The 15,579-nt window shown below is 73.8% G+C and carries 13 protein-coding genes and 1 pseudogene; 11 read left to right on the top strand and 3 right to left on the bottom strand.

The genetic code is table 11. From position 1 onward, the window contains the following. From AB0O00_RS15775 to AB0O00_RS15730, 10 genes are all read left to right on the top strand, one after another. On the top strand, window positions 1-867 hold an 867-nt coding region (locus AB0O00_RS15775; RefSeq protein ID WP_363652055.1), incomplete at its 5' end, for an iron ABC transporter permease. Continuing rightward, window positions 864-1,901, top strand: coding sequence for an iron ABC transporter permease (locus AB0O00_RS15770; RefSeq protein WP_363652053.1), 1,038 nt, complete (start codon window positions 864-866; stop codon window positions 1,899-1,901). The genes AB0O00_RS15775 and AB0O00_RS15770, both read left to right, overlap by 4 nt. Further along, window positions 1,901-2,884, top strand: a complete 984-nt coding sequence (locus AB0O00_RS15765; protein WP_363652051.1) for an ABC transporter ATP-binding protein — start codon at window positions 1,901-1,903, stop codon at window positions 2,882-2,884. Before AB0O00_RS15770 ends, AB0O00_RS15765 begins: the two co-directional genes overlap by 1 nt. 80 nt (window positions 2,885-2,964) lie before the next feature. Beyond that, window positions 2,965-3,963 (top strand): iron-siderophore ABC transporter substrate-binding protein, encoded by a 999-nt coding sequence (locus tag AB0O00_RS15760; protein WP_363652049.1) that lies wholly within the window; start codon window positions 2,965-2,967, stop codon window positions 3,961-3,963. 180 nt (window positions 3,964-4,143) lie between these two features. Then, a complete protein-coding gene (locus AB0O00_RS15755; RefSeq protein WP_363652047.1) occupies window positions 4,144-5,352 on the top strand; it encodes an ATP-grasp domain-containing protein in 1,209 nt (402 codons plus the stop codon). After that, window positions 5,349-7,064, top strand: a complete 1,716-nt coding sequence (locus AB0O00_RS15750) for an IucA/IucC family protein (RefSeq protein WP_363652045.1) — start codon at window positions 5,349-5,351, stop codon at window positions 7,062-7,064. The genes AB0O00_RS15755 and AB0O00_RS15750 overlap by 4 nt, the downstream gene beginning before the upstream one ends. Further along, complete coding sequence (locus AB0O00_RS15745; protein ID WP_363652044.1) at window positions 7,061-8,329, top strand: MFS transporter; 1,269 nt, start codon at window positions 7,061-7,063, stop codon at window positions 8,327-8,329. The genes AB0O00_RS15750 and AB0O00_RS15745 overlap by 4 nt, the downstream gene beginning before the upstream one ends. Next, window positions 8,326-10,032 carry an IucA/IucC family protein gene (locus tag AB0O00_RS15740; protein ID WP_363652042.1) on the top strand — a complete coding sequence of 569 codons (1,707 nt, stop codon included), beginning with the start codon at window positions 8,326-8,328 and terminating at the stop codon, window positions 10,030-10,032. Before AB0O00_RS15745 ends, AB0O00_RS15740 begins: the two co-directional genes overlap by 4 nt. Continuing rightward, window positions 10,029-11,231, top strand: coding sequence for a type III PLP-dependent enzyme (locus tag AB0O00_RS15735; RefSeq protein ID WP_363652040.1), 1,203 nt, complete (start codon window positions 10,029-10,031; stop codon window positions 11,229-11,231). Before AB0O00_RS15740 ends, AB0O00_RS15735 begins: the two co-directional genes overlap by 4 nt. A 158-nt stretch (window positions 11,232-11,389) precedes the next feature. After that, window positions 11,390-12,187 (top strand): inositol monophosphatase, encoded by a 798-nt coding sequence (locus tag AB0O00_RS15730; protein ID WP_363652057.1) that lies wholly within the window; start codon window positions 11,390-11,392, stop codon window positions 12,185-12,187. Between the two features lie 112 nt (window positions 12,188-12,299). Here the strand turns inward: AB0O00_RS15730 and AB0O00_RS15725 are convergent, their stop codons facing one another. The 3 genes from AB0O00_RS15725 to AB0O00_RS15715 all read right to left on the bottom strand — a co-directional run bounded on the left by AB0O00_RS15725 (window position 12,300) and on the right by AB0O00_RS15715 (window position 15,119). Next, a complete protein-coding gene (locus AB0O00_RS15725; RefSeq protein ID WP_363652038.1) occupies window positions 12,300-13,553 on the bottom strand; it encodes a cytochrome P450 in 1,254 nt (417 codons plus the stop codon). Between the two features lie 41 nt (window positions 13,554-13,594). Beyond that, complete coding sequence (locus AB0O00_RS15720) at window positions 13,595-14,437, bottom strand: tRNA-dependent cyclodipeptide synthase (protein WP_363652036.1); 843 nt, start codon at window positions 14,435-14,437, stop codon at window positions 13,595-13,597. Between the two features lie 502 nt (window positions 14,438-14,939). After that, the gene (locus AB0O00_RS15715; protein ID WP_363652034.1) at window positions 14,940-15,119 is read right to left on the bottom strand and encodes a hypothetical protein; all 180 of its coding nucleotides are present in this window, start codon (window positions 15,117-15,119) and stop codon (window positions 14,940-14,942) included. Between the two features lie 96 nt (window positions 15,120-15,215). On the opposite strand from AB0O00_RS15715, the pseudogene AB0O00_RS15710 reads away from it, so the two are divergent. After that, window positions 15,216-15,579: pseudogene (locus tag AB0O00_RS15710) on the top strand (hypothetical protein); the annotation flags it as partial.

Raw genomic sequence — 15,579 nt, 5'->3', positions numbered from 1 at the left:
CTGACCGGGACCGCCCACGGCGGTGACGCCGACGTGGTGACGGGCCTTCGGGTCCCGCGCACGCTGATCGGGCTGGCGGTCGGGGCGGCGCTCGGCGTCGCCGGGGCGGTCGCCCAGGGCGTCACCCGCAACCCGCTGGCCTCGCCGGTCACCCTCGGCATCAACGCGGGCGCGAGCCTCGCCGTGGTCGCCGCGATCTACACGCTCGGCCTCGCCCGGCCCGCCGAGTACGTCTGGTTCGCCTTCGCGGGCGCCGCCGTCGCCGCCGTCGCCGCGTACGCGATGTCCCGGCGCGGCGGGGACCTCGACCCGGTGCGGCTCGCGCTCGGCGGCACGGTGCTCACCGTCGTGCTCACCTCCTGGACTTCGGCGCTGATGCTGGCCAGTCACCGCACGCTCGACGAGGCCCGGTTCTGGCTGGCCGGTTCGATCGCCGGACGGCAGCTGGACACCCTCACCCCCGTCCTGCCCTTCCTCGTGGTCGGCCTGATCGGCTCCCTCGCGATCTCGCCCGCGCTCAACGCGCTGGCCCTCGGCGACGAGGCCGCCCAGGCGCTCGGCGTGCCGGTGGCCAGGATCCGGGTGGCCGGCGGGCTCGCCGTCGTGCTGCTGGCGGGCGGCGCGGTCGCCGTCGCCGGACCGGTGGCGTTCATCGGACTGGCGGCGCCGCACCTGGTCCGCCCGCTCCTCGGCAACGACCACCGCTGGCTGCTGCCCGGCTGCCTGATCGCCGGTCCGCTGCTGCTGCTCGCCGCCGACGTGCTCGGACGGCTCGTGGTCCGCCCGTCCGAGATTGAGGTCGGCATCGTCACCGCCTTCCTCGGCGCGCCGCTGCTCGCGGTGCTGGCGCGGAGGGTTGCCCGGTGACCGCGATCGCCGCCGCCCCGACGGGCGCGCTCACCCGCCGCCGCGTCCGCACCGCCGCCTGGTCGGTGCTGGCCGCCGCCCTGCTCGTCCTCCTGACCGGCATCGCCCTCGGCACCGGGCAGGTCAGCATCTCCGCGTGGGACGCGCTGCGCGCCCTCGTCGGCCAGGGCACGCCCGGGGACGTCCTCGTCGTGCAGGAGTTCCGGGCGCCGCGCGTCGTGTCCGCACTGATCGCGGGCGCCGGGCTGGCCATGGCCGGCTCGATGCTCCAGCGCCTCTTCCGCAACCCGCTGGCCGCCCCCGACACCATCGGCATCACCGGCGGCGCCTCCTTCGGCGCGGTGCTCATGCTCGCCACCGGCGCCTCGCAGCAGCTGATCCCGCTCGCGGCGCTCGGCGGCGGACTGCTCGCCGCGCTCCTGCTCGGCGGCTTCGCGTGGCGCTCCAACATGGCCGTGACCCGGCTGGTCCTGGTCGGCCTGGCGGTCCAGCAGGGCCTCGCCGCCGCCGTGAACCTGATGATCGTACGGTTCCCGGCCGAGCTCGCCTCCTCCGCGATGCAGTGGACCACCGGCTCCCTCTACGGCCGCACCTGGACCGAGGTCTCCATCGGCGGCACCGCCATCGGGATCACCGCCGCGGCCGTCGTGTTCTGCCAGCGCCGCGTCGCCGTCCTCGACCTCGGCGACGACTCCGCCGGCGGCCTCGGGCTCAACCCCGGGCGCGACCGCATGTGGCTGCTGCTGCTCACCATCACCCTCGCCTCGCTCGCCGCCGCCCTCACCGGGCCGGTCGCCTTCGTCGCGCTCGCCGTCCCGCACCTGGTCCGGCTGCTGGCCGGCCCGCCCACCCTCGGCACGCTCGGACTCACCGCCCTCACCGGCGCCGTCCTGCTGCTCGGCGCCGACCTCCTCGTGCTCCACGTGATCCCCGTCCACGGCCTGCCGGTCGGTGCCGTCACCGCCACCCTCGGCGCGCCCTGGCTCCTGGTGCTGATGATCCGCCAGGGCCGGCTTCCCCAGAGGAGCAGCTGATGACCGCCCCCGAGATGACCGCTTCCGCGTCGACCGTCCCCGAGACGACCGTCCCCGCGTCGACCGTCCCCGCGTCGACCGTCCCCGAGACGACCGCTTCCGAGACGACCGGCGTTCAGAAGGCGACCGGCGTCCAGAAGGCGACCCGCGTCCGGAAGGCGACCGCGGAGGCGACCGCCGGCGCGAACCGCCTCGCCACCCACGGGCTCGGGCTGCGCTACGGCGACCGCGTGATCGTCGACGGGCTCGACCTCGAACTGCCCGGCGGCGCCGTCACCGCGATCGTCGGCCCCAACGCGTGCGGCAAGTCCACCCTGCTGCGCGGACTCGTACGCCTCCTCGACCCGGCCGCCGGGACCGTCACCCTCGACGGCTCGGACATCCACCGGATGCCGTCGCGGACACTCGCCAAGCGGCTCGGCCTCCTGCCGCAGCAGCCGGTCACGCCCGAGGCGATCACCGTCGAAGCGCTGGTGCGGCTCGGCCGCTACCCGCACCAGCGGATGCTCAGCCCGTGGTCCAAGGCCGACCAAGCCGCCGTCGAGGACGCCCTCGCCCGCACCGGCACCGCCGAACTGCGCGACCAGCAGGTCGACCGGCTCTCCGGCGGGCAGCGCCAGCGCGCCTGGATCGCGCTCGCGCTCGCCCAGGACACCGACCTCCTGCTCCTCGACGAACCGACCACCTTCCTCGACCTGCGCCACCAGCTCGACGTCCTCGACCTCGTCGCCGACCTGCACGAGGAGGCCGGACGCACCGTGGTCATGGTGCTGCACGACCTCGGGCAGGCCGCCCGGTACGCCGACCACCTCGTCGTCCTCAAGGACGGACGGCTCGCGGCGGCCGGGGCACCCTCGGAGGTGCTGACGGCCGAGCTGGTGGAGGCCGTCTTCCAGGTGCCGTGCCGGGTGGTGCCCGACCCGGAGACGGGCACCCCGCTCGTCGTGCCGCGGGCACGGGCACGAGCCTCCGTCGCCGTCTGAACTCCGGTCCCGCTCCCGGCCCTTCCGCCCTTCCACCCTTCTCCCCCTTCACTGCTCGATCCCCGATCCAAGGAACTCCGATGAACCGCCGACTCCCCGCCGCCGTCCTCGCCGCCACGCTCTCCACCGCGCTGCTCGCCGCCTGCGGCAGCAACGGGGACGGCTCCAAGGCGGGCGGCGACTCCGCCTCCTCGTCCGCCTCCGCCGGCACCGCCGCCGGCTTCCCGCGCAGCGTCAAGCACGCGGCCGGCACCGCCGAGATCAAGAGCCAGCCCAAGCGCGTCGTGGTCCTGGACAGCGGCGAGCTGGACGACGTCACCCTGCTCGGCATCACGCCGGTCGGCGCCGTGTCCCCGCACATGAAGACCGAGGGCGGCTTCCCGAACTACCTCAAGGACAAGATCAAGGACACCAAGGACGTCGGCCCGATGAACGAGCCGAACCTGGAGCTGATCGCCTCCCTCAAGCCCGACCTGATCCTGTCCTCCAAGGTCCGCCACGCCAAGGTCTACGACCAGCTGAACGCGATCGCGCCGACCGTGCTCGCCGAGACCACCGGCTTCCCGTGGAAGGAGAACCTCGCCCTCTACGCCCAGGCCCTCGGCAAGGAGGACGAGGCGAAGAAGGCGCTCGCCGACTACCAGGCGCGGGCCGCCAAGCTCGGCGAAGAGATCAAGGCGAAGAACGGCGGCACGATGCCGACCGCGTCCGTGGTCCGCTTCGTGGCCGGGCCGACCCGCCTGTACGCGAAGGCCTCCTACAGCGGTGTCGTGCTCAAGGACGTCGGCCTGGCCCGGCCGGCCTCGCAGGACGTCGACAAGAACATCGTCGAGGTGAGCGCCGAGCAGATCAACCAGGCCGACGCGGACCTGGTGTTCGTCACGACGGCCGACGACCCGTCGAAGACCAAGGAGAGCGAGGTCCAGCAGACGCCGGTCTGGCAGGGCCTGAACGCCGTGAAGAACAGCAAGGTGTTCACCGTCCCGGACGAGACGTGGATGTCCGGGATCGGCGTCCAGGCCGCCGACGCCATGCTCGTCGACATCGCCAAGGCCGCGGGCGTCGAGGCGCCGAAGTAGCGAGGCGACCGGTGGCAGATAACAGATGACAGATGACAGCGAACAGATAACAGATTTCGAAATCTGTCATCTGTTATCTGTTCGCCATCCGCCGTCCGCCGTCACCCGCCAGCCTCCCCTCCCCCTCCCCGGCTCCGCCGCCACGCGCCTGACACCATCCCCCGCAAGGAACTCCACTACATGCGGCTCTACCTGCTCGCCCTCAACCCCACCGACTCGGTCACCGCCGGCTTCCTGCCCGCCGCCGCCCGGCTCGGGCTCGACGTGACCGTGCTCACCGACGGCGCCGAACCCCACCGGCGGGCCTACGCCTCGCTGCCGTTCGCCGCGCCCGAGGTGCTGGAGTGCGACGTCCGGGACTTCCGCGCCGTGGTCAGCCTGATCTCCCGCCACCACACCCCGGACGCGGTGTTCAGCAACAGCGACCACCTGCAGACCCAGACGGCCCTCGCCGCCGAGTACTTCGGCCTGCCGGCCAAGGACTGGAAGGCCGCACTGCGCGCCAAGGACAAGGGCCAGCTGCGCCGCCACCTCGCCCGCACCGGCCAGGACACCGTCTGGTCCGCCGAGCTCGCGCCCGGCCAGGACCCGGCCGAGCTGGACCCGCCGTTCCCGTGCGTCGTCAAGCCGCGCGAGGGCGTCGCCAGCGAGGACGTCACGCTCGTCGCCGACGCCGCCGAACTCGCCCTGCGCTGCAAGGAGATCCAGCACCGCCGGGCCGGCGCCACGCTGGTCGTCGAGGAGTTCCTGGACGGACGGCTCTGCACCCTGGAAACGCTCGGCGACGGCCGCCGCCGCCACGTCCTCGGCGGCTTCCGCACCCGGCTCTCCCCTCCCCCGGACTTCATCGAAGAGGTCCTGGAGTTCGTCCCCGCTCACCCCGAAGCCGCCGTCGAGCAGGTCCTCGCGCAGCTCGACGCGCTCGGCGTCGGACTCGGCGCCTGCCACACCGAGTTCGTCCTCCAGCCGAACGGCCGGGCCCGGATCATCGAGGTCAACTACCGCGCCATAGGCGACCAGTGCGACCTGATGCTCGCCGAGATCCTCGGCATCCCGCTCTTCGAGCACATCCTCGGCGTCCACCTCGGCCGCGAACTCCCCACCGACCTCGCCGCGTTGTGCGCCGCCACCCCGCGCCGCGCCCGCAACGAGGTGGTCTGCGCCGACCGCGCCGGCGTCCTCACCGCCGCACCCGCCGCGTACGACGAGGAGCGCGACGGCGTCCGGCTCGCCTACCGCCCGCTGCGCCCGCTCGGGGAGCGGCACGAGCACTACCGCACCAACCGCGACTACCTGGGCGTCATCTGGGCCATCGGCGAGGACCAAGGCGCCGTCGACGCCGTCGTCGCCCGCTTCCTCGCCGCCAACCGCTGGGAGATCACCCCGTGACCGCCGCCGAGCAGCTCACCCTCCGCGTGCTCTCCGCCCTCGTGCGCGAGGACGTCCTCGGCCTGCGAACCCGCGGCACGGTCGAGCACCGGACGGACGGCCCCTGGCTCGTCCTCGCCGACACGGCGCTCGCCGTGCCCGTCGCCCCCGAGGGGTTCCAGTCCGAGTACGCGGCTCGCCTGCCCCTCGTCGACCTCGCCGGCCGCCAACTCGTCGGCCTGGACGCCATCGTGGCGAACCTCACCGAGCTGGCCGACCCCGAGGACCGGCCCGGCTGGACCGCCCTCGCCGAGGAGTGCCGCCAGACCCTCGCCACCATGGAACTGCACGAGCGGGTCCGGCCCGAGGTGCACGCGCGGCTCACCGACCTGTACGGCACCGACCCGGCCGCCTGGAGCGGCGGCGCCGCGAGCCTCGGTCACGACACCCTCGCCGCCTACCTCGACCACCCGGTCTACCCGACCGCGCGCGGCCGGGCCGGTCTCGGCGAGGCCGAACTGCGCGCCTTCGCACCGGAGTTCCACCCCGCCTTCGAGCTGCGCTGGCTGGCCGTGCCCACCGACGCCCTCACCTCCCACGCCGCCGTGCCCCTCCCGAGCTGGTGGCCCACCCCGGCCTGGCTCGGCCTCGGCGACTCCTGCCCCGGCGACGACTGGACCACCCTTCCCGTCCACCCGCTCACCGTCGGCGCCCCGCTCGACGAGGCGCTCGCGGCCACCGGCCTGGCCGGCCGCGCGGTGCTCGCGGACCGCCCGTACCTCACGGTCGTGCCCACGCTCTCCATGCGCACCGTCGCCGTCGCCGACGACCCCGCGTGCCACCTCAAGCTCCCGCTCGCCACCGCCAGCCTGGGCCGGCTCAACCGCCGCACCATCAAGCCCGGCACGCTGGTCGACGGCGCCGCCGGACAGCGCCTCGTCGAGGCCGTGCTGGCCCGCGAACCGCGCTTCGCGGGCCGGATCCTGCACGCCGACGAGCAGACCTTCGCCCACGCCGGGCACGAGCTGCTCGCCGTGCTGCTGCGCCGCTACCCGGCCGGGCTCGACCAGGCCGTCACCGTCCCGCTCGCCGCCCTGCTGGCGCCCGCGCCCGGCGGCCGGCTCGTCGTCGACCACCTCGCCGACCGGTTCTACGGTGGCGACCCGCTCGCCCTCTACGACGACCTGCTGGAGCTGCTGCTCGACTGGCAGACCACGCTGTTCGCCTACGGGATCGCGCTGGAGTCGCACCAGCAGAACACCTCCCTGATCCTGGACGGCAACGGCCTGCGGCTCCTCTACAAGGACGACGACGGCCCGCGCGTCCACACCGGACGCCTGACCGCCACGCTCGGCGAACTGGCCCCTTCCCGGCAGGACTTCGACGACCCTCGGATCTTCGGCGAGGACGACCGGGCGCTCACCGACCTGTTCACCACCATCACCGGCCACCTCTGCACCGCCTCGCTCGCCTTCGGCCTCGCCGAGCACGGGCGCGCCGAACTCGGTGACACCCTCGCCCTGTTGCGCAAGCGCCTCGCCGAAGCAGTCGACCGTCTCGGTCCGGTGGGCGAACCGCTGCGCACGAACCTGCTGGATGCCGAACGGCTGCCGGTCAAGGCCATGGTCTCCGCCGGGACCCTGCTCACCAAGCAGCGCTCGGGCGCCGCCGACATCAACAAGCACTACACGAGCGGCCCCAACTACCTGCTGGCGAACGGCCTCCCGCGGTGACCGCGGACGTGGAGGCGCTGCCACGGCGCACTTCCGCCGGGGCCGTCCACTCGGAGGGGCTCGGCCGCCGCCAGGTGCACGCCGTCGCCGCCTGCTACTTCGTGGCTTCCTTCGCCGCGCTCGGCCTGCCGCCCTACCTGACCGCGATCCTGCCCACCCTCGGTGACGCGCAGGCCCGTTGGGCCGGCGTGCTCTACATCGTGCCGACGGTGTTCAGCGGGCTCGGCGCCCCCCTGTGGGGCCGGCTCGCCGACCGGTTCGGCCGCAAGCGGCTGCTGCTGCGCGCCCAACTCGGCCTCACCGTCTCGTTCCTGCTCGCGGGGGCCGCCGACAGCCTGCCCGCGTTCACCGTCGCGCTCGTCCTCCAGGGGTTCCTCGGCGGCACCTTCGCGGCCACCAACGGCTACCTCGCCGCCGCGCTCGACGGCCCCCGGCTCTCCCGGGCGCTCACCCTGATGCAGGGCAGCGCGCGAGCGGCGCTCGTGGCCGCCCCGATCCTGGTCGGCGCGCTGTCCCCGTGGATCGACCCGCACCGCCAGTACCTGGTGATGGCCGTACTCCCGCTCGCTGCGGCCCTGTTGCTGTCGCTGCTGCCCGAACCCAAGGCCGCCCGCCCGGCCGGCGAGGTCACCGAGGCCACCGAGGCCGTAGAGGTCACGACCGGCGCTTCCGTGCAGGAGTCCGAGCACAGCGCGCCGGTCTCCCTCCGGCCGCTCTACGCCTTCGAGTTCACCTTCGTCTTCGCCACCGTCATCTCCTTCCCCTACCTGATCACGCTCGCCCAGCAGCGCCTCCCCGGCGTCTCGGGCATCACCACCGGCGTGCTCTTCGCCCTGCCGCACCTGTGCTACCTGATGTTCGCGGCCCGCACCCACACCGTCTTCCACGCCCGCCCGCACGCCGGGATCGCCCTCGGCTTCGGCTGCGTCACCCTCGGCCTCGCCGGGCACGCCGTCGCCTACTCCCTGCCGGTGTTCGTCGCCGTGCGGCTCCTGCTCGGCGCCGGGCTCACGCTCGGCCTGGTCAGCCTCGCCGTCCTCGCCGCCGGGGCCGCCAAGGGCCGCCAGCCCGGCCGGATGTTCGGCACCCTCGAACTCGTCTCCAAGGGCGGCGCCGTCGCCGCCGGCGCGGTCGCCGCGCTGGCCAACGACCGGTTCGGCGCCGCCGCTCCCGTGGTCGCCGGCACCGCCGCCGCCCTGCTCGCCGCCGTCGCGGCCACCGCCCTCACCGTCCCGTCCGCCCGCCAGCGTTGGAGTCGCCGATGATCCACGAACTGCCCACCGCCGACGACGCGGTGGCCCACACCCTGCTCAACTGCCTGCTGCGCGAGGTCTCCGCCCCCGAGCACCAGACCGCCGTCACCGACAACCGCCTGCAGATCCGCCTGCCCCGCCGCGGCGTCCTCCTGCGGGCCGCCCTGCGCCGCACCTCCCTGCTCGGCGCGCACCGCTTCACCGGCCCGGCCGAGATCGAACGATCCGGCGGCTGGGAGGAGTTGGACTGGCGCGAGCTGGCCGAACACGTCCAGGGCGAACTCGAACTGCGCACCGGTACGGTGAACGAGGAATTCACCGACCAGGTCGCCTCCAGCCACGCGGGCGTGCGCGCCGGCCTGGTCGACAGGCCGTCCCCCGGACGGGACCGCTACCTCGAATCCGAGCAGGCCCTGCTGTTCGGCCACCGCTTCCACCCCGCGCCCAAGTCCCGCTCCGCCGCCCGGGGAGACTGGCGCGACTACGCCCCGGAGTCGCGCGCCGCGTTCCGGCTGCGCCACCTGGCCGTGCGCGAGGAACTGCTGGCCGAGCAGTCCCTCGATGCCGCCACCACCGCGCTGCTCGACGGGCTCGGCGAGGTCCCGGCCGGCTACCGCCTGCTGCCCGCCCACCCCTGGCAGTACCAGCTCATCGGCGACCACCCGCTGTTGCGCGGCGCCCTGGCCAGCGGCGACGTGCTCGACCTCGGCCCGCGCGGCGAGGAGTTCACCGCCACGGCCTCGGTGCGCACCCTGCACGGCGCGGACGCGTTCCTCAAGTTCAGCCTCAACGTCCGGATCACCAACTGCCTGCGCAAGAACGCCGCGTACGAGCTGACCGGCGCCGTCACCCTCACCCGGGTGCTCGCCCCCGCGCTCGCCGACCTCGCCAGGCGCTTCCCCGACGCGGCCATGCTGCGCGAACCCGCCTACCGCACCCTGGCGTTGCCCGGCGCGGACGGCCGCCCGGACCAGTCGCTCTTCGAGGGCTTCGGGCTCATCGTCCGCGAGGGCCTCGGCGGCGTACTGCGGCCCGGCGTCACGCCACTCCTCGCGGCGGCCGTCGCCGACGAACACGCGACGAGCTCGGCGCACATCTCCCGCCTGCTGGGCGACAGTTCGGACGGCCGCGAGGCGCTCGACTGGTGGCGCGCCTACCTGCGCCTGCTCGTACCGCCCGTCCTGGCCGCCTACTTCGACCACGGCATCGTCCTCGAACCGCACCTGCAGAACGTGCTCATCGGTGTCGACGCCACCGGCCACCCGGCGCAGGTCCTCTTCCGCGACCTGGAGGGCACCAAGATCGTCCCCGAGCAGAACGCCGACCTGCTCGCGGCCCTGCCGCCCCAGGTCGCCGGGCCGATGACGTACGACGCGGAGCGCGGCTGGGACCGCGTCGTCTACTGCCTCCTGGTCAACCACGTCGCCGAACTGCTCGCCGCGCTCGCCGACCGCCACCCGGAGCTGGAGTGCGCCCTCTGGCAGGCGGTCCGGGACACCCTGGAGGAGTACGCTACCGCCCACGGCCGCCCGCCGCGCCTGCGCGCGCTGCTCGCGGGCGTCCCGCTGCCCGCCAAGGCCAACCTGCTCACCCGCTGGGAGCGCAAGGCCGACCGCGAGGCCGGGTACGTCCGGCTGCCGTCGCCGCTCGCGGGGTCCGTCCTCGCGCAGGCCGCCCGGATGCCGTTCACCGTCCCCGTTGGGAGCGCCCGATGACCGAGTCCGTCCGCCGGCACGTCGCCGACCTCGCGCCCGACGAACTCCCGGCCTACGTCTACGACTTGGCCGCCCTGCGCGAGCACGCCAGGGCCGTGCGGGCCGCACTGCCGGACCGGGTCGAGCTGTACTACGCCGCCAAGGCGAACCCGGAGGCACCGGTGCTGGCCGCCCTCCGGGATGCCGTCGACGGCTACGAGGTGTCCAGCGGAGGCGAGTTGGCGCACGTCCGGGCAGCCGTGCCCGGCGCACCGCTGGCCTTCGGCGGGCCCGGCAAGACGCCCGCCGAAATCGCGGCCGCCGTCGACGCGGGCGTCCACCGGTGGCACGTCGAGAGCGAGCAGGAACTCCACCGGCTGGCAGCCGTCCTCGCGGAACGGCCGGACGCGGTGATCGACGTGCTGCTGCGCGTCAACCTGCCGGTCGGCGCGGACACGTTGGACGCCGTGGCGCTCGCGATGGGCGGACGGCCGACGCCGTTCGGGCTCGACCCGGAGCGCGCCGAGGACTGCGTCCGCCTCCTCACCGGCGACGGACCGCTCGGGCGGCAGCTGCGCCTGCGCGGAGTGCACGCCCACCTCGCCAGCGGCCTCGCGGCGGCGGAGCAACTCGCCCTCGCGCAGGGGATCGTGGAGTGGTCGGCCGCCCTGGCGGAGCGGCACGGCGTCCCGCTCGACGAGGTCAACGTCGGCGGCGGCATGGCCGTCGACTACGACGACCCGGACCACCGCTTCGACTGGACGGCCTTCGGCGAGGGCCTCGCCAAGCTGCTCGACGCCCACCCGGGGCTGACCCTGCGGATCGAGCCCGGCCGCGCGCTCACGGCGTACTGCGGCTGGTACGCGACGGAGGTGCTGGACGTGAAGCGCAGCCACGGCGAGGACTTCGCGGTCGTCCGCGGCGGCACCCACCACCTGCGCACCCCGGCCACCCGCGGCCACTCGCAGCCGTTCGAGGTCCTGGCGGTGGACGCGTGGCCGCACCCGTGGCCCCGCCCGGCGGTGACCACCGGCCGCGCCACCCTGGCCGGCCAGCTCTGCACCCCGAAGGACGTCCTCGCCCGCGCGACCGAGGGCGCCGACGGCCTGCGCACGGCGGACCGGGTGCTGTTCGCGATGGCGGGCGCGTACGCGTGGAACATCTCGCACCACGAGTTCCTGATGCACCCCCACCCCGGCTTCCACTACCTGGGCGACTGACCGGGGAGACGACCGACGGCGCACAGATGACAGATAACAGCTGACAGATAACAGATTTCGAAATCTGTTATCTGTCAGCTGTCACGTGTCACCCCCGCAGGTCACCCCCGCACGGCCGTGCGAAAGTGGTAGGCAGCGAAGGGAGCGCGGACGTGCTGATGGACAAGGTGGCGGAGATTCTCGCCGAGGCTTCGGCCGAGGCGGTGGAGCCCCGTTTCCGGGCGCTGGCCGCGGGCGAGGTGCTGGAGAAAGCGCCCGGCGAGATCGTGACGGTCGCCGACCGCGAGGCCGAGGCGATCATCGAACGGCGGCTGCGCGAACTCCTGCCCGTCCCCGTGGTCGGCGAGGAGGCCGTCGCCGCCGACCCCTCGCTCGCCCACGCCCTGCACTCCGAGCCCGCCGTCTGGCTGGTGGACCCCGTCGACGGCACCTCCAACTTCGTCGCCGGCCGCCCCGACTACGCCGTCATGTGCTCCCTCGTCCGCAGCGGCCGGACCGTCGCCTCCTGGATCTGGCAACCCGCCACCGCCACCTCCTACCGGGCCGAACTGGGCTCCGGCGCCTGGCGCGACGGCACCCGCCTCACCCGTGATCCGGCTCCCCACGACCCCGCCAAGCTGCGCGGCGTCATGAAGAGCCGTTTCCTCGACCCCGACCACCGCCGCCGGCTCGAAGCCAACGCCGCCGCCTTCGGCGAGCTCTCCCCCGGCCGCAACTCCGCCGGCATCGAGTACCCCGACGTCGCCGACGGCCACACCGACTTCGTCTTCTACTGGCGCACCCTCCCCTGGGACCACGCCCCCGGCGGCCTGCTCGTCGCCGAGGCCGGCGGCGTCGCCGCCCGCATGGACGGCAGCACCTACCGCCCCGAGGCCCCCGGCTGCGAGGACGGCCTGCTGGTCGCCGCCGACCCCGCGACCTGGGAGCTGGCCCGCGGCATCCTCATGGCCGACTGAGCGTGCCCCCCGCTAGCGCCACCGGCCAGCCCCCTCGGACAGCCACCGGCCAGCCCCCGGTCAGCCCCCTCGGACAGCCACCGGCCAGCCACCGAGGGCCTCGGGAGACCGGTCACCACACCACGGGCAGCCGCTCCGGCAGCCGCTTGATGAACCCCGGCCGCCACGCCAGCTGCTCGGCCGGCAGGGCGAGCCGCAGGCCGGGCAGCCGCTCGACGAGCGCCGTGATCGCGATCTCGGCGTGCGTGCGGCCGAGCGCCGAGGCCGGGCAGAAGTGGCGGCCCGCGCCGAACGCGAGGTGCGGGTTGCTCGCCCGGCCGAAGTCGATCCGCTCCGGGTCCGGGAAGACGGCCGGGTCGTAGTTGGCGCCCTCGACCAGGACGAGCACCAGCTCGCCCGCCTTCACCAGCACGTCCCCCACCTGCACGTCCTCCAGCGCGAGGCGCGGCAGGGCGTCGCCGATCGAGAGGTTGACCCGCAGCAGCTCGTCCACCGCGGACCCGATCAGCGCGGGCTCGGCCCGCAGCCGGTCGGCGAGTTCGGGCTGCTCGCACAGGTAGACGATCGCGTTCAGCAGGAAGGACGACGTCGACACGGCGCCCGCACCGAAGAGCGACAGCGCGACGGTGGCGAGGAGTTCGTCGCTGACGCGGTCCGAGACGTCCGGGGAGCGGCGCAGTTCGGCGAAGCGTCCGAGCAGGCCCGCGGTCGGCTCCGGGTCGGCGTTGAGCTGCCCGACCATGTAGCCGAGGTCCTTGTACCAGTTGGGAGTTGCGCCCGCGAACGGCTTCGGGCTGGTGATGAACGCGACGTCGATGCCGGCCATCAGCCGCCGCCAGTCGTCGGTGGGGATGCCGAGCAGCCGGCAGTGCAGGGCGGCGGAGTAGGGCTCGGTGAAGCCGTCCCGCAGTTCGCCGGGGGCGCCCTGGGCGACGAGCCCGTCGATCAGCCGGTGGGCCTCGGCCCTGAGCCAGCCGTCGAGTTCGCGGTCGGCGCGCGGGGAGAGCGTCTTCATGACGGCGTTGCGCAGCCCGGCACTGTTGATGTTGCCCATGTTGTTGACCACCTCGGGCGGGATGGTCAGCGCGTACTGGCGGGGGACGCCGGGGTTGGCGGTGTCCTTGAGGCTGAACCGGTCGTCCTCCAGCACCTGCTTGGCGAGCGCGTAGCTGCTGACCAGCCACGCCGGATCGCCGGTCATGGTGCGGACCGCGGCGATCGGCCGTTCCTCGCGCAGCAGGGCCGCCTCGGCCGGGAAGACGTCGCCGCGGCGCGGGAGCGGGAACTCGGCGTACGGGCAAGTGCCGCCCTGCGCGGTACCGTTCGGCGTGGCGGGCTCGGTGGTCACCGGGTCGGTGACGGTCATGGGTGTGGCTCCTCGGAGAGATGGTGCGAGCTTGGGGTCGTTCAGGCGGCGCGCGCGGGCAGCGCGGGCCCGGGCTCGGACGCGGCCCCGGGCACGATGTCGGGTTCGCCTTCGGGCGCGGCATCGGACGTGGCCCCGGTCGGCGCCCCGGCCGGTCGGATCACCGCGTAGGCCTGGCCGGACGCGGCGCGCAGGCCCTCGTCGCGGCCGAACAAAACGGGGGTGAGCGGGAGTTGCAGGTGGTAGCAGGTGACGGACGAGGGCACGCCGAGCAGGGCCGGGGTGTCCAGGAAGAACGGCAGTTCGGCGGCGATGTACCGGAGCCCCGCGGCGAGTTGGGGTTCGCTGGGCGCGAGGCCCTCGTCCAGCCGGGCGGCGAGGAAGCCGCGGGCCATGCCCTCGGCGGCCTCGCGGAAGACCCGGTCGGCGTGGAGGGCGTCGACGATCCGGCCGTGCAGCCGCTCGTACACGGGGTCGCCGGTGAAGGACGAGAGGGCGTGTACCCGGACGTCGTCCCGGCGGCCGGCCTCCTCCACCCCGCGCTCGATCCGCCGGGCCGTCGCCTTGATCTCCTTGAGGGCGCGACGCGCGGCGTGTTCGGGGGTGTAGCCGAAGGTCTCGAACTGGGAGCCGACGTGCAGGTCCGCGTAGACGATGTCGGTGCGTTCGAAGAACTGCCGCCCCCACCCAAGGAGTTCGGTGATCCGGCGGTGGCTGAAATAGCTGTTGCCCGGGCTGACGCCGATGAGCAGGTGGTCTCCGCGGCGCCAGATCTCATGGCACCGGGCCGAGTACGGAAGTGCCTCGTACGCGGCCGGGAATCCGGCCGGGCGCCCACCGGGGCCGGTGGTTATCGGGGCTTCGTCCAGGAGGGATTCACGCATGCCTTGCCTCCGCTTCGCAGCGATCGTCACAGAACCGTTTTCAGGGGGAATTACCGCGATTCACAGAAGTGCACGGCGGGTAGGCGGAGTTCACCCCGAGGTGCGGGTGGACCCGTCGCTGTGGAGGACGCGCGCCTGGTCAGGCGGCCTGACCCGAGATGCCGTGTGCGCATGGTGGGGCGGCGACCACCCGAAGTTACCGCCGCAGTTCGGGATCTCCGCAAGCCCTGCACAGGGGTTGGCGAAATGTGATCACCGGTCGGCCGAAATCAGCCTGTACAGCCATCGGGAGTGTGTCCACGAAGATATGGCGGAGGCCGGTGAATATCGTCCGGCCAGCCTCTCACACCAGTGTGCCTTCCTCCAACACGGCGGCGGAAAAAGGGATTTGTTTTGGAAGCACCGAACCCGTGCCGACCCCGCGCCGACCCCCGCTCGCCCCGACTGACCCCCACCGGCCCAGGCCGATCCGGCCAACCCGCCGGATCCGACCGGCCCCGCCCTAGCCGGCCCGCTCCCCGGCGACCTTGCGCCCGGCCTTGACCACCTCGCGCAGCAGCGCGCCGACCTCGCCCGGCGTGGTGTGCGGGTTGAGGAGCGTCAGTTTCAGCCGGACCCTCCCGGGCCCCTCCCCCGGCAGTTCGGTGCGCCCGACGACGGCCCGCCCGGTGCGCAGCAGCAACCGGCGCAGCTGCCCGTTGAGTTCGTCGAGCGCCTCGCCGTCCGTGAGGCCGCGCGGCCGGAAGCGGAACAGGAAGGTCGTGAGGACGGGCTCGGCGTGGAGTTCCAGGGACGGTTCGGCGCGGACGGCGTCGGCGGCCGTGCGGGCGAGGTCGTGGCAGGCGTCGACGAGCCGGCCGAGTCCGTCCCGGCCGAGGGTGCGCAGCGTGACGGCGATCTTGAAGGCGTCGGCGCGGCGGGTGGTGCGCAGCGAGCGGCCGAGCAGGCTGGGGTAGCCGGCGTGTTCGTCGTCGACGGGGTTGAGGTACTCGGCGCGGCGGGCGAGGGAGACGTAGGTCTCGGCGCGGCGGACGAGGAAGACGCCGGACCTGGCGGGCTATGCCCGCGGACTTCCCCGCGTGGGACCGCGTCTACGCGTTCTTCCGGCGCTGGCGGGACAAGGGCCTGGTCACCGAGTTCCA

The sequence above is a fragment of the Kitasatospora sp. NPDC093558 genome (assembly GCF_040683475.1).
GTDB lineage: Bacteria > Actinomycetota > Actinomycetes > Streptomycetales > Streptomycetaceae > Kitasatospora.
The sequence above is the reverse complement of the archived record's forward strand: the minus strand, read 5'-3'. Positions and strand labels throughout refer to the sequence as shown.